The 14220-nt window shown below is 72.6% G+C and carries 11 protein-coding genes; 2 read left to right on the top strand and 9 right to left on the bottom strand.

Annotated elements, in window-relative coordinates; genetic code table 11:
- Positions 1-61 precede the first annotated feature (61 nt).
- Positions 62-520: an Lrp/AsnC family transcriptional regulator gene (locus DRV84_RS04925; protein ID WP_115978766.1), complete on the top strand. Its 459-nt coding sequence runs from the start codon at positions 62-64 to the stop codon at positions 518-520.
- Positions 521-739: 219 nt separating this feature from the next.
- Here the strand turns inward: DRV84_RS04925 and DRV84_RS04920 are convergent, their stop codons facing one another.
- From DRV84_RS04920 to DRV84_RS04895, 6 genes are all read right to left on the bottom strand, one after another.
- Complete coding sequence (locus DRV84_RS04920; RefSeq protein ID WP_115978765.1) at positions 740-1606, bottom strand: dienelactone hydrolase family protein; 867 nt, start codon at positions 1604-1606, stop codon at positions 740-742.
- Between the two features lie 65 nt (positions 1607-1671).
- A complete protein-coding gene (locus tag DRV84_RS04915) occupies positions 1672-2928 on the bottom strand; it encodes an aminotransferase class V-fold PLP-dependent enzyme (RefSeq protein ID WP_239994988.1) in 1257 nt (418 codons plus the stop codon).
- The gene (locus tag DRV84_RS04910) at positions 2925-5360 is read right to left on the bottom strand and encodes a GcvT family protein (RefSeq protein ID WP_115978764.1); all 2436 of its coding nucleotides are present in this window, start codon (positions 5358-5360) and stop codon (positions 2925-2927) included. Before DRV84_RS04910 ends, DRV84_RS04915 begins: the two co-directional genes overlap by 4 nt.
- A gap of 130 nt (positions 5361-5490) precedes the next feature.
- The gene (gene sucD, locus DRV84_RS04905; RefSeq protein WP_115978763.1) at positions 5491-6387 is read right to left on the bottom strand and encodes a succinate--CoA ligase subunit alpha; all 897 of its coding nucleotides are present in this window, start codon (positions 6385-6387) and stop codon (positions 5491-5493) included.
- Positions 6388-6399: 12 nt separating this feature from the next.
- Entirely contained in the window at positions 6400-7572 is a 1173-nt protein-coding gene (locus tag DRV84_RS04900; RefSeq protein WP_115978762.1) for a malate--CoA ligase subunit beta, read from the bottom strand.
- An 86-nt stretch (positions 7573-7658) separates the two neighbouring features.
- Positions 7659-8858 carry a pyridoxal-phosphate-dependent aminotransferase family protein gene (locus DRV84_RS04895; protein WP_115978761.1) on the bottom strand — a complete coding sequence of 400 codons (1200 nt, stop codon included), beginning with the start codon at positions 8856-8858 and terminating at the stop codon, positions 7659-7661.
- Between the two features lie 159 nt (positions 8859-9017).
- On the opposite strand from DRV84_RS04895, the gene DRV84_RS04890 reads away from it, so the two are divergent.
- Positions 9018-10412 carry a helix-turn-helix domain-containing protein gene (locus DRV84_RS04890; protein WP_115978760.1) on the top strand — a complete coding sequence of 465 codons (1395 nt, stop codon included), beginning with the start codon at positions 9018-9020 and terminating at the stop codon, positions 10410-10412.
- A 276-nt stretch (positions 10413-10688) separates the two neighbouring features.
- Here DRV84_RS04890 and DRV84_RS04885 read toward each other — a convergent pair whose 3' ends face one another.
- The 3 genes from DRV84_RS04885 to DRV84_RS04875 all read right to left on the bottom strand — a co-directional run bounded on the left by DRV84_RS04885 (position 10689) and on the right by DRV84_RS04875 (position 14193).
- On the bottom strand, positions 10689-11603 hold the full coding sequence (locus DRV84_RS04885; protein WP_115978759.1) for a fumarylacetoacetate hydrolase family protein: 915 nt from the start codon (positions 11601-11603) through the stop codon (positions 10689-10691).
- A gap of 115 nt (positions 11604-11718) precedes the next feature.
- Positions 11719-12645: a VOC family protein gene (locus DRV84_RS04880; protein WP_115978758.1), complete on the bottom strand. Its 927-nt coding sequence runs from the start codon at positions 12643-12645 to the stop codon at positions 11719-11721.
- Positions 12646-12744: 99 nt separating this feature from the next.
- Positions 12745-14193, bottom strand: coding sequence for an aldehyde dehydrogenase family protein (locus DRV84_RS04875; RefSeq protein ID WP_115978757.1), 1449 nt, complete (start codon positions 14191-14193; stop codon positions 12745-12747).
- Positions 14194-14220: the final 27 nt, after the last annotated feature.

The raw sequence follows: 14220 nt of genomic DNA, 5'->3' as shown, positions 1-14220 counted from the left end.
TCGCGGGTATTTCCGCGATAATCTGCGGCGAAAAAGGGCATCAGGCGCAGGACCTTCCGCGATGCAGATCGACGACACCGACCGGCGCATCCTCCGCGTGCTTCAGCGCGAGGGGCGCGTCTCCAACGCCGAGCTGGCCGAGCGGGTGCATCTGTCGGCCTCGGCCTGTCACCGCCGCGTGCAGCGGCTGGAGGCGGCGGGGATGATCCGGGGCTACGTCGCGCTGCTCGACGCGCGCCGGCTCGGCGTGCCCGCGACGGTCTTCGTCGAGATCACGCTGACCACGCAGGCCGACGAGGTGCTCGAGGCCTTCGAGCAGGCGGTGCGGCGGGTGCCGGACGTGCTGGAATGTCACCTCATGGCAGGGACGGCGGATTACATCCTGAAGCTCGTGGCCGAGGACACCGAGGATTTCGCCCGCATCCACCGGCAGTATCTGACCCGCCTGCCCGGGGTCGCGCAGATGAAGTCGAGCTTCGCGCTGCGCACCGTTTCGGAGACGACCGCGCTGCCGGTCTGAGGGCGCGGCGGCCGGGACCGGGGCGCGGCACCGCGCGCGCCGCATCCGCGGGGCCTGACGCCCCACATGTGCGACCGGCCCCTCGGGCCGGTGGCCCGCGCCGCCGCGCCCTGCCCCGGCAAGGCCTCCGCTCGTCTCACACGTGGACCGGCCGTCAGGGGCCGCGCCAGGGTCGCGCAGTGGGCCGCAACTCCGACGCACGCGGCGCGGCGCCCGCCCTCACCCCGCCGCCTCGCGCAGGAAGGCGGTGCCGCGGGCGAGCGCGTCCTCGGTGGTCTCACCATCGAAGGAGAGGAAGCTCAGCGCCGCGCGCTCCTGCTGGTCGAAGCCGTGGGTGACGCCGGAATAGACGTGCTCCCGCACCGGCAGGCCGCGGCCCGCCTCGCGCGCGACGAGGCGGCGGCAGGGCCGCTCGCTCGCGATGGCGTCGCCCTCGACGAGCAGGAAGAGCGCCGGGACATGGCTGCGCCAGCCCTGCCGGCTCGCCCGCGAGAGCTGCCCGCAGTAGGGGTAGAGGAGGAGCGCCGCCCGCACGCCCTTGAGCGGGCGCGCGGCCATTCCCTCGGGCCAGTGGGTGAGCGTGAGCGGCACCTGCCCGTGGTCGGCCATCGACAGGAACTCCAGCACCGCCCAGCCACCGTGCGAGAAGCCGACGAGCGCGATGCGCCCCGCGTCCACCTCGGGCCGCGCCTTCGCCGCGGCGACGGCCACCGCGACGTCGCCCGCGCGCTCCGCGCCGGTCAGGAGCTGCCCCGCGCAGATCAGCCGCCAGAGCTGAAACTCGGTAAAGCCGCGCGGCGCGTGGCTGTCCACCACGAGCGAGGCCCACCCCGCCTCGGCGAGCGCGCGCGCCCAGCGGTCGAGATTGTCGCGCGGCCCGTCGCAGCCCGAGACGAGGATCGCGCAGGGCACCGGCCCCGTGGCCCCCTCGGGCGCGGTGAAGCGCAGATGCGGCGCGAGCAGATGCGCGAGCGTCGCGGGATCGGTGCGCGGCACGGTGAGCCCGGTGTAGCGCCCGAGCATGTTCGCCGCGACGAGCGCGGCCGCGCCGCCCGCCGCCGCGGCCCCTGCGATCAACGCCCACATGGGCCGGTCCCTTCCGTCTCCGCCCTTTCCGGGTAGTATGCCACGCCGCGCCGCGGCGCGCGAGGTCAGGCGGCGGTGGCCTGCGCCTCTTCCATCGCGGCGAGGAAGCGGGCGACCTCGCCCTCGGTGTTGTAATGACAGACCGAGACGCGGATGCAGTCCTCGCGTCCCAGCGGCCCGAGGATGTTGCCGCAGTAGTGATCGTTCTTGCGGATGTGCACGCGCACGCGGCGCGCGCCCAGGTGATCCACCAGATCGGCCGAGGCCATCCCCTCGAGCCAGAGGGAGACGACGCCCTCCCGCCCCGCCGCGTCGGCCGGGCCGATCAGCCGCACGCCGGGCATCTCGGCCAGCCCGCGCAGGTTGCCGGTGCCGTGCAGCATCGCGCCGAGGAGATTCGCCTCGTGCGCCGCGATCGCGCCGCCCGCGGCCTCGAGCCGGGCGCGGCGGTCCTCCGCCCCGCTCACCTCGGCGCCCAGCCAGTCGAGGTAGTCGATCACGTCCGAGAAGGTGGCGTAGGCGCCGGTGTCCCGTGTGCCGAGCTCCCAGGCGCGGGGCGGCCCGCCCGCGAGCTGCTCGTGCGGCAGGGCGGTCAGCCGGTCGGAGGCCCAGCCGACGCCGTAGCCGTGGCGCGAGAACATCTTGTAGGGCGAGACGGCGTAGCCGTCCGCGCCCGCGACCGAGACGGCGCCGTGGCTCGCGTGCTGGATGCCGTCCACGATGACGAAGGCCTCCGGCGCGACCGCGCGCACCGCGGCGATGACGCGCGGAACGTCCACCGCCATGCCGGTGACCGGCGAGGTGTGCACGATGCTGACGACTCGCGTCTCAGGCGTGACGTGGGCCGCATAGGCCTCCGCCGTGACGGTGGCGGCGGCGTCGTCGTGCGGCACGGCGACGAGCGGGCGGCCCGTCGCCTCCGCCCAGTGGGCCATGGCGCTGCGGCTCGCCGGGTGTTCGAGCGTCGAGCAGAGCATCGTTCCGCCGGCCTCCGCGCCCGTCGCCGCGGTGCGGATCAGGCGAAAGAGGATCTCTGTGCCGCTTTCGCCCACGAAGACCTCGCCGTCCTCCGCCCCGAAGAAGGTGCGCATGTCGGCGCGCCCCCGGGCGATCCTGTCCATCAGCGCGCGGGAGGCGGCGTTGGCGCGGCCCTGGTTGTCGGGCAGCGCGGCGTAGAAGGCCGAGGTCTCGGCCACCGTCTTGAGGTGCAGCGCGCCGCCCGCGTTCTCGAAGAAGACGCGCGACCCCTCGAAGGGGCACTCCTCGACATGGGCGAAGCGGGCTCTGACGGCCTCCATCAGGCCGGGGGTCTCTGCGATCACTGCGCGGGCTCCATTTCCGCGGCCCTGTCCCTCAGCCGCAGGCCCTTCGGGTCGAAGGGCGGCTCCGCGAGGACGCGGGCGGCGTGCGGGCGGCCGAGGATCGCGATATGCACCACGTCCCCCGGCCCGGCCAGTTCGGGCGCGAGATACGCCAGAGCGAGCGAGCTGTCCACGTGGTAGCCGTAACCGCCCGAGCTCACCTGCCCCGCGGGCGTGCCGTCGGGCAGGAAGACGGGCTCGCCGCCGCTGGCGTCGGCCTCGGTCGCGTCGATTTCCAGCAGGCGCAGCACCTCGCGCGGGGGCGCGTCGGCCACGGCCTCCCACGCCGGCTTGTTCAGGAAGTCCTTGTCGCGGCGGATCAGTCCGTCGAGCCCCGACTCCTGCGGCCGGTATTCGGGCGAGTAGTCCCGCCCCCAGGAGCCGTAGCCCTTCTCCAGCCGGAGCGACATCAGCGCCCGGCTGCCCGCGGGGCCGGCGCCGACCGCGCGCCCGGCCTCCAGGAGCGCGGTGTAGAGCGCCACCTGGTCCCCGGCCGCGCAATGGAGCTCCCAGCCGAGCTCGCCGGTGAAGGAGACCCGGATCGCCACGCAGTCGATGCCCGCCACGGTGATCCGCCGCGAGCGGAAGAAGGGAAACGCGGCGTTCGAGAGATCGGCGTCGGTGAGCGGCGCGAGCAGGTCGCGCGCCCGGGGACCGGCCACGTTGAAGCCGCAGACCGCCTCGGTCAGGCTCTCGACCGTGGTGCCCGCGGGCCGCGGCACCTCTGCGAAAAACCGCTGGTGGAAGCGTTCGGCGGCCCCGGCGCCGATGACCCAGAACTCCTCCTGCCCGAGCCTCGTGACGGTGAAATCGCCCGCCACGCCCCCGCGCTTGCCGATCAGCGGCGCGAGGCAGGAGCGCCCGACCTCCCGCGGCATGCGGTTGGCCAGAAGCGCGTTCAGCCAGTCCTCGGCCCCCGGCCCGGCGACGCGGGTCTTGGCGAAGTTGGAGATGTCGAGGATGCCGGCGCGCTCGCGCACCATGCGCGCCTCGCGGCCCACGCTCTCCCACCACGGCTGGCGGGTGAAACCGGCGCTGTCGGGGGTGTCCGCGTCGAAGTAGAGCGGATGCTCCCAGCCGTAGTTGAGGCCGAACTTCGCGCCCATCTCGCGCTGCATCTCGTAGGCCGGGCGCGTGCGGACGGGGCGGCCCGCCTCCCGCTCCTCGCCGGGGAAATGGATGGCGAAGCGGTGGGCGTACTGATCGCGCACCCGCGCCTTCGTGAAGTCCTTCGTCGCCCAGGGACCGAAGCGCGCGAGATCCCAGCCGAAGAGGTCGAGCGAGGGTTCGCCCTCCACCATCCACTCGGCGGCGAGGCGGCCCAGCCCGCCGTTCTGCGAGAACCCGGGGATGATGCCGCAGCAGGCGAAGTAGCCGCGCCTCTCCGGCACCGGCCCGAAGAGCGCCGAGGCGTCCGGCGACCAGATCATCGGCCCGTTGATGACCCGCTTGATACCCGCGCTCTCCAGCGTCGGCACCCGGTCGATTGCGCGCATCATGTTCTCCTCGATGCGCTCCAGATCGTCGGCGAATAGCTCGTGCCCGAAGTCCTGCGGCGTGCCGTCCTCGGCCCAGAAGCGCATGTCGCGCTCGTAGGCGCCCACGAGCAGGCCCTTGCCCTCTTGGCGCAGGTAATACTCGCCGTCGCGGTCGGCAAGCGAGGGCAGGCGCCGCTCCATGCCGGCGATCTGCGGGATCGTCTCGGTGACGAAATACTGGTGCTCGGTGGGCAGGAGCGGCAGATCGACGCCCGCCATCGCCGCCACCTCGCGCGCCCAGAGACCGGCGGCGTTCACGACCCACGGCGTGCGGATCTCGCCCTTCGCGGTGCGCACGATCCATGTGCCGTCGGGCTGCTGCTCCGTCCCCGTCACGGGCGTGAAGCGGTGGATCTCCGCGCCGCGCTGCCGCGCGCCGAGGGCGTAGGCGTTGGTCACGCCCGAGGGGTCCACGTTTCCACCGTCGGGCTCGTACATGATGCGGCGCACGCCGTCGAAATCGGCGAGCGGGTGCAGCCGCTCGGCCTCGTCGCGGGTGATCTCGTGGAAGTTCATGCCGTAGCGGCGGGCCTTCGCCTCCTGCAGGCGCAGCTGGTGGTCGCGCGCCTCGGTCTGCGCGAGGTAGAGGCTCCCCGGCTGGAACACCCCGCAGCTCTGGCCGGTCTCGGCCTCGAGCTCCTTGTAGAGCTGCATGGTGTAGTGCTGCAGGCGCGAGATGTTGGTCGCGTCGTGCAGCCCGTGGATATTGGCCGCCGCGTGCCAGGTCGAGCCGCTGGTGAGCTCGTCGCGCTCCAGCAGCACCACCTCCGTCCAGCCGAGTTTCGCCAGATGGTAGAGGATCGAGCAGCCGACGACGCCGCCCCCGATCACGACGGCTTGGGCATGGGTGCGCATGGTCTCTCCTTCCCTGCGCCGCCCAGACTAGAGGCGGCGTGGGAGGCAGACTAGAGGCCCGCGCCCCCGCGCTTCGGGCCTGCCGCCGTCAAAGACAGGCCCGAAGGCGACATGATGCGTCGCGGGCGCGTCACGCCGCGGCGCGCGCGTCCAGCATCCGCGCGACCGTCTCGCCCATGGCGGAGGGGTGCGGGGCGACGGTGATGCCGGCCCGGGTCAGGATCTCGACCTTCTCCTGCGCGCTCTCGCCGAAGGCCGAGACGATCGCGCCCGCGTGGCCCATCTGGCGCCCCTTGGGCGCGGAGAGCCCGGCGATGTAGGCGGCCACCGGCTTGGTCATGTGCGCGCGCGCCCACTCCGCCGCGTCGGCCTCCTGCGGGCCGCCGATCTCGCCGATCATCAGCACCGCGTCGGTCTCCGGATCGGCCTCGAAGAGCGCGAGGACGTCGCGGAAGCTCGAGCCGTTGATCGGGTCGCCGCCGATGCCCACGGAGGTCGAGACGCCGAGGCCGAGCGCCGCCATCTGGCTCGCCGCCTCGTAGCCGAGCGTGCCGGAGCGGCCGACGATCCCCACCCGGCCAGACAGGTAGATGTGCGGCGGCATGATGCCGAGGAAGCCCTTGCCCGGAGAGATCACGCCGGCGCAGTTGGGGCCGATCAGCCGCATGCGCCGCTCCTCCGGATAGCGCAGCAGGAACCGCTTGACCTCCATCATGTCCTGCGCGGGCAGCCCGTCGGTGACGCAGACGGCGGTGCGGATGCCGGCGTCCGCCGCCTCCATGATCGCGTCGGCGGCGGCGGCCGGCGGCACGAAGATCAGGCTCGCCTCGGCGCCCGTGGCCGTCACCGCCGCGCGCACCGTGTCGAAGACGGGGCGGCCCAGCACCGTCTCGCCCCCCTTGCCGGGGGTCACGCCCGCGACGACGTCGGTGCCGTGTTCGATCATCTCCTCGGCGTGGAAACGGCCGATGCGGCCGGACATCCCCTGCACGAGGACTTTCGTGGTCTCGTCGATCAGAATCGCCATGTCGGGTCTCCTTCAGGCGGCGCGTTGCGCGCGGGCGGCGACGGCGGCCTCGGCCGCCTCGGCGAGGGTATCGGCGGTGACGAGCGGCAGGCCCGAGGCGCGCAGGATGCGCCGCCCCTCCTCGACGTTCGTGCCGGAGAGCCGCACCACCACCGGCTGCGTCAGCCCCAGCTCGCGGCAGGCCTGCACCACCCCCTCGGCGACCCAGTCGCAGCGGTTGATGCCCGCGAAGATGTTGACGAGCACGACGCCCACGTTCGGATCGGCGAGCACCGTGCGGAAGGCCTGCGCGACGCGCTCCGGGCTCGCGCCGCCGCCGATGTCGAGGAAGTTGGCCGGCGCGCCGCCCGCGAGCTGGATCATGTCCATCGTCGCCATGGCGAGACCGGCGCCGTTGATGATGCAGCCGATGTCCCCGTCGAGCCCGACGTAGGCGAGCCCGTGATCGGCCGCCGCGCGCTCGCGCGGGTCCTCCTGCGCGGCGTCGCGCAGCTCCGCGATGCGCGGCCGACGAAAGAGCGCGTTGCCGTCGACGCTCATCTTGGCGTCGAGCGCGACCAGATCGCCCGCGCCGGTCACGACCAGCGGGTTGATCTCGAGCATCGTGGCGTCGCTCTCGCGCCAGGCGCGGTAACAGGCGCCGAGGATCGCCACCATCTGCGCCACCTGCGCGCCGGTCAGGCCCAGCGCGAAGGCGAGCTCGCGCGCCTCGAAGTCGCGCAGGCCGGTGGCCGGGTCGATCGCCCGCCGGTGCAGCGCCTCCGGGGCGCGCGCGGCGAGCTCCTCGATCTCCATGCCGCCCTCGGCGGAGGCGACGAGCATCGCCCGCTCCTCGGTGCGGTCGAGGACGAGGCCGATGTAGAGCTCCCGCGCGATCTCCGTCGCCGCCTCGACCCAGACGCTGTCCACCGGCTTGCCGGCCGCGCCGGTCTGACAGGTGACGAGGCGCGTGCCGATGAGGCCGGCGGCGGCCTCGCGCACCTCGGCCTCGGAGCGGCAGAGCGTCACGCCGCCGGCCTCGCCGCGCCCGCCGGAGTGGACCTGCGCCTTGACGACCCAGGCCGCGCCGCCGAGCGCCGCCGCCGTGTGCCCGGCCTGTTCCGGGGTGGTGGCGCGCCCGCCGCGGGGCACCGGAACGCCGGCGTCGCGCAGGATTTCCTTCGCCTGATACTCGTGAATGTCCATGGGGCCTCTCCCGTCGAATGGGCAATAGGGGAGCTGGCGGCGCGGCCGGGGCCGCGCCGTCGCCGGGGCGTCGATCAGGGGCGGCGCTACTCGGCCGCGACGCGCAGCTCGGGGGCCTCGGCGGCGCCGGTGAACCAGGACATCGCGGCCGCCGGGCCGCGGCCGAAATCGACCTGCATCCCCGCCTCGGCGAGCGCCATCTCGGCCACCGAGAGCGCGGTCAGGCACATCCCCTCGTTCAGGTCGCCGAGGTGACCGATGCGGAACACGCGGCCATCGAGCCGGGCGAGGCCCGAGCCGAAGGAGGTGTTGTAGCGGCTGTAGGCCGCGCCGATCACCTCCCGCGCGTCGATCTCGGGCGGCACGCGGATCGCGCTCACCGTGTTGGAGTAGAGCGAGGGATGCTCGGCCACGAGCTCGAGGCCCATCGCCTGCACGCCGCGCCGCACCCCCTCGGCGAGGCGCCGGTGCCGCGCGATCACGGCGTCGAGCCCCTCCTCGAAGATCAGGTCGAGCGACGCGCGCAGCCCGTGGAAGAGCTGCGTCGGCGGGGTGTAGGGGAAATAGCCGCCGGCGTTCATCTTCACCATGTCGGCGAACTCGAAGTAGGCGCGGCGCATGGTGGCGGTCTCCGAGGCCGCCATCGCCTTCTCGCTGACGCCGAGGATGCCGAGGCCCGCGGGCAGCATCAGCCCCTTCTGCGAGCCGGTCACGGCGAGGTCCACGCCCCAGTCGTCCATCCGGAAGTCGATCGACCCGATGGAGGAGACGCCGTCCACGAACAAGAGCGCGTCGTGGAAGCACTCGTCGAGCGCGCGGCGCACCGCGGCCACGTCCGAGGTCACGCCGGTCGCCGTCTCGTTGTGGGTGACGAAGACCGCCTTGATCCGCCCCTCGCGGTCGGCGCCGAGGCGCCGGGCGAATTCCTTGACCGGCACGCCCGCGCCCCAGGGGGCGTCGACCACCTCGACCTCGAGGCCGAGACGCTCGGCCATCTGCGCCCAGAGGGTGGAGAATTGCCCGTGCCGCGCCATGAGCACCCGGTCGCCGGGGTCGAGCGTGTTGGTGATCGCCGCCTCCCAGGCGCCGGTGCCCGAGCCCGGGAACATGAAGACGCGGGCCCTCTCGGTGCGCAGCACGCGCTTCAGCCCGTCGAAGAGATCGAGCGTCAGCTCGCCAAAGTCGGGGGCGCGCATGTCCTGCATGGGCACGTTCATCGCCTGCCGCACCCGCTCGGGGATGTTGGTCGGGCCGGGGACGAAAAGATGGGTCTGTCCGGTGCGCATGGGCTCGCTCCTTGGGGCTTTGTCCTTGTCTTGACCCCTCTCTGCCAGCGCCCGCGATTTGTGCAAAACCAATTCGGGTCCTGCTGTGAATGCGAAGATTTACAGCACCGCGAAGATGTGAAACTGTAAATCAAAGAGACGTAAAGCGTGTGCAAAGGCATGCAGAAGACCTTCATCGGCCCCCACCTGCGCCGGCTCCGGCGCGAGCGCGGCGAGACGCAGGCGCAGATGGCGCGCACGCTCGGCATCTCGACCTCCTACGTGAACCTGCTCGAGAACAACGAGCGCTCGGTCTCGGTGCCGGTCCTGCTGAAGCTCATGGAGGCCTACGGCGTGGACTGGCGCGCGGTCACCGAGGACGAGGGCGCCACGCGCCTCGCCGACCTGCGCGCCGTGCTGCAGGACCCGATCTTCGAGGACGCGCGCCCGGACCTCTCCGAACTGCGCGCCGCGCTCGATCACAGCCCGGCGCTGCTCGACAGTTTCCTGACCCTCTACCGCGCCTTCCAGTCCGCGACCGAGGAGCTCGGCTCGGCCGAGCCCGGCGCCGGCGCGCGGCTCGTCGCGCCGCCGGAGGCGGCGGTGCACGACGTCTTCCGCCGCCACCGCAACCACTTTCCCGAACTGGAGGAGGCCGCCGCGGCCTTCTGGGAGCGCCCGCCGCCCCCCGACGAGATCTACGGCCACGCCAAGCGCCGCCTGCGCGACCGCCTCGGCATCGCCACCCGCCTCGTCCCCGTGGAGGAGCTGCCCGACGCGCTGCGCTTCTTCGACGAGGCGCGCGGCGAGATCCTGCTGAGCCAGGCGCTCGATCATCCGAACCGCGTGTTCCAGCTGATCCACGTCGCGGGGCTGGTGGAGCATCACGATCTGCTCGACCGGCTGCTCGACCGCTGCGGCATCGCGGACGCGCAGGGCGCGGCGCGCTGCCGGGTGGAACTGGCCAACTACTTCGCCGCCGCGGTGCTGATGCCCTACGAGACCTTCCTCGAGGAGGCGCGGGCGTCCAAGTACGACATGGACCACATCGCCACCCGCTTCGGCGTGAGCTTCGAACAGGCCTGCCACCGCGCCACCACCCTGAGCCGCGACGGCGCGCACGGCGTGCCCTTCTTCTTCCTGAGGGTGGACAAGGCGGGCAACGTCACCAAGCGCTTCAACGCGACGAACTTCCACCTCGCCGAGCACGGCGGCGCCTGCCCGCGCCTCGACGTGCACACCTCGTTCCGCACGCCCGGACGGATCGTGCCGCAGTTCGTCGAAATGCCCGACCGCAGCCAGTTCTTCGTCTTCTCGCGCACCGTGGACCGGCCGACCTTCGCCCGGCACACGCAGGATATCCGCCTCGCCGTGGCGATGGGCTGCGCCATCGAGCACGCGGGCGAGATCGGCTACGCCGAGGGCTTCCGGGTCGCCGGCGCGCAGATGACGCCGGTGGGCATCAACTGCCGCATCTGCCCGCGCGCCAACTGCGACCAGCGCGCCCACCACGCCGCGATCCTCGCCCGCCCGGTGGACGCCCGCCGGCGCGGCGCCACGCGTTACGACGGCTGAACCGGCGGCGGGAGGGGGCGCTGCCCCCTCTTGGCCTTCGGCCAATTCACCCCCGGAGTATTTGCGCCAAGATGATGGGCCGGGCGGTCCTCTGGCTGTCATCACCTTGGAGCAAATACTCCCGGGGGTGAGGCCCGAAAGGGCCGAGGGGGGCAGCGCCCCCCTGACCGCACGAAGTGCCAGAGAGCGTGCGGCCGCAAGGCCGCTCCGCAGGGTCAGCGGGGCCTCGGGGCGCAGTCCGACGCGGCGGGAGGGCCGCTGTCGCGGCGGTGGCGGTCAGCCGATCTTCACCACCGGGTTGCGCATCGTGCCGATGCCCTCGACGCCGTATTCAATCACGTCACCCGGCCACATCCATTCCTGCGGCTCGCGGCCCGCGCCGACGCCCTCGGGCGTGCCGGTGGCGATCACGTCGCCCGGCTCGAGCGTGATGCCCGAGGAGATGTCGGCGATCAGCTGCGGAATCTTGAAATACATGAAGCCGGTGTTGGAGCGCTGCTTCTCCTCGCCGTTCTTCGTGAGCCAGAGGGCGAGGTCGTGCGGATCGTCGATCTCGTCGGCGGTGACGATGCAGGGGCCGAAGGGCGCGTAGCTGTCCTGGCCCTTGGAGAAGATCCACTGCCCGGCACGGCGGTTGTCGCGCGCCGAGACGTCGAGCATCACCGAGTAGCCGAAGACGTGATCCATCGCCGCCGCCTCGTCGATCCGGGTCGCCGTGGTCCCCATCACCACGGCGAGCTCCACCTCCCAGTCGAGCTGCTGCGTCATGGCGGCATTGTGCAGGATCGGCGCGTCCGGGCCGATCACGGCGGTGGGCGGCTTGGAGAAGACGACCGGCGCCTCGGGCATCCCGGCCGGCGTGTCGAGCCCGCGCGCGGCCTCCGCGATGTGCTCGAGGTAGTTGAGCCCGATGCCGAAGACGTTCTTCCGCGGGCGCGGGATCGGCGCGAGAAGCGTGACGCTCGCCCGCGGCAGGCGCACGCCGAGCGGCCAGTCGCCCCGCATCTCGTCAAGAAGATCGGACGCGACGCGCACGGCATCCGGCCCGAGGTCGATGAAATCGAGCATCGTCCCGGGCAGCGGCTCCCCCGTCGCCTCGCCGAGGCGGGCGATGTCCACCACCGTGTCGTCCACGAGCGCGCCAAGGCGCCCGGCGTCCGCCGGGTGCCGGCGGTAGGTCACAAGCTTCATCGTCGTCCCCCGTGTCATGGGCCGCGCCGGGCCACGCCCGCCCGCGACCGCCGCGCCACGGGGTAGGCCGCCGTGCAGGCCGGGCGCAAGCCCTGACCATGCGCCGGCGCCCGCGTCACGCGGGGCGGTCGAGCGGCGTGAGCGCCTCCTCGAGATGGGCGCGCAGATGCGCGTGCTGCTCGGGCAGGCAGAGCCGCTCGCCCAGCGTCTCGACCGGCTCGTCGCGGGCGAAGCCCGGGTCGTCGGTCGCCACCTCGAAGAGGATGCCGCCCGGCGTGGCGAAGTAGATCGCGCGGAAGTAGTCGCGGTCGCGGACCTCGGTGACGCGGTGGCCGGCCTCGGTCAGCCCGGCGCGGATGCGCGCCTGGCTCTCCGCGTCGCGCGTGCGGAAGGCGACGTGGTGGATGGAGCCCGCCCCCTGCCGCGCCGCGGGCAGGTCCGGCCGGTGCTCGATCTCGACGAGATGCCCCGGCCCGCCGGTGGCGTCGGCGAGCCGCGTGACCGCGCCCTCCTGCCCCGTCTCGGCGTAGCCCATGAGCGCCAGCAGCGGCAGCATCGCGGCCCGGTCCGCCACGCGCAGGGAGACCGAGTGCAGCCCGCGGATGGCCATGCCCTCGGGGAGCGCGGTCCAGGGCGCGCGGGCGTCCTCCGCCTCCACCAGCACGAGGCGTTCGCCGTCGGGGCCGGTCAACGCCAGCCGCGTCTCGCCGAAGAGGCTTTCGCGCGTAAAAGCCACGTCATGGGCGGCGAGATGGCGCGACCAGTCCGCCGCCGCGCCGGGCGGGATGGATAAGGCGACATGCCCCGCTTCCCCGGTGCCGGGCGTGCCGCGCGGTGCGGCCGGGAAGGGAAAGTGGGTCATCACCGTGCCCGGCGTGCCGACACGGTCGCCGAAGTAGAGGTGATAGACCTCCGGCGCGTCGAAGTTGACCGTCGTCTTGATCCGGCGCAGGCCCATGACCTCGCGCCAGAAGCGATCGACCGGGCGCGGCGGCCCGGCGACCGAGGTGACATGGTGCAGCCCGTCGAGATCGGTGAGCATGGCGAACCTCCTTTGCTGGAGCAGAGGTAGGCCGTGCGCAGCGGCGGGCGAACCGGCGCTCGCGCGCCGGTTCTGTGCACTCATGCACCGATCTGCCTGTCAGGACGGGTCGGCCGCGTCCCAGCCGGAGACCGCCTTGACCTCCATGAAGTCCTCGACGCCCCAGACGCCGCCCTCGCGGCCCTGTCCCGAGCGCTTCATGCCGCCGAAGGGCCGGCCGCCGCCGCCGCCGTGGCCGTTCATCTCCACCATGCCGGAGCGCAGCTGCCGGGCGAGGCGGTTGGCGCGCTCGGGGTCGGCGGTCTGCACGAAGTTGGTGAGGCCGTAGTCGGTGTCGTTGGCGATGCGCACCGCCTCGGCCTCGTCCTCGAAGGGGATGATCGACAGCACGGGGCCGAAGATCTCCTCCCGCTCGATGCGCATGCCGGGCGCGACGTCGGCGAAGACGGTGGGCCGCGCAAAGTAGCCGCGGTTCATACCCTCGGGCCGGCCCGGCCCGCCGGCGACCAGCCGCGCGCCCTCGTCGATGCCGGCCTGGATCAGGTCCTGCACCTTGTCGAACTGCCGCGCGTTGATGAGCGGGCCGATGTGGTCGCCCGCCTCCGCGGGCGGGCCGACCGCGACCCGGCCGGCGATCTCGGCGGCGGCCTCCACCGTGCGCTCGTAGACCGAGCGCTCTACCATCATGCGCGAGGGCGCGTTGCAACTCTGCCCGGTGTTCTGCATCATGTCGAGGACGCCGCGCTCGACGGCGCCCGCATCGGCATCGGCGAAGATCAGGTTGGCGCCCTTGCCGCCGAGCTCGAGGTGCACCTTCTTCAGCGTGTCGGCGGCGGTCTTCGAGATCTGGACGCCCGCGCGGGTCGAGCCGGTGAAGCTCACGATGTCCACCTCCGGATGCCCCGACAGCTGCGTGCCGACGCCCGCGCCGTCGCCGTTCACAAGATTGAACACGCCGGGCGGGAAGCCCGCCTCATGCACCATCTCGGCGAAGAGCATGGCATTGAGCGGCGCCTCCTCCGAGGGCTTGAGGACCATAGTGCATCCCGCGACGACCGCCGCGCCGAACTTCAGCGTGATCTGGTTCATCGGCCAGTTCCACGGCGTGATCATCGCCGCGACGCCGATGGGCTCGTAGATGATGCGGTCGTTGGGCGCGTGATCGCCCAGCGGGCGCTCGAACGCGAAGGCCTTGCCGGTGCGCACGAAATCCTTGAGGTGGCCGTAGCCCGCCCCGGTCTGCGCCTTGCGGGCGAGGTCGATGGGCGCGCCCATCTCGAGGCTGATCGCCTGCGCCATCTCCTCCCAGCGGGCCTTGTAGATGGTCAGCAGCTTCTCGAGCAGCGCGATGCGTTCCTCGGGCGGCGTGGCCATCCAGCCGGGAAAGGCGCGCCGCGCCGCGGCCACCGCGGCGTCGGTGTCGGCCTGCCCGCCGAGCGAGATCGTCGCGCAGGGCTCCTCGGTGGCGGGGTTCGTGACCTCGCAGGCCGTGCCCGCCACCGGCTCCACCCAGGCGCCGTCGATGTAGAACTGGCGTTTCTCGATCATCGCTCGGGTCTCCTCCGTTCGTCGGGG

Source organism: Rhodosalinus sediminis, from assembly GCF_003385555.1.
Lineage (GTDB): Bacteria > Pseudomonadota > Alphaproteobacteria > Rhodobacterales > Rhodobacteraceae > Rhodosalinus > Rhodosalinus sediminis.
The sequence above is the reverse complement of the archived record's forward strand: the minus strand, read 5'-3'. Positions and strand labels throughout refer to the sequence as shown.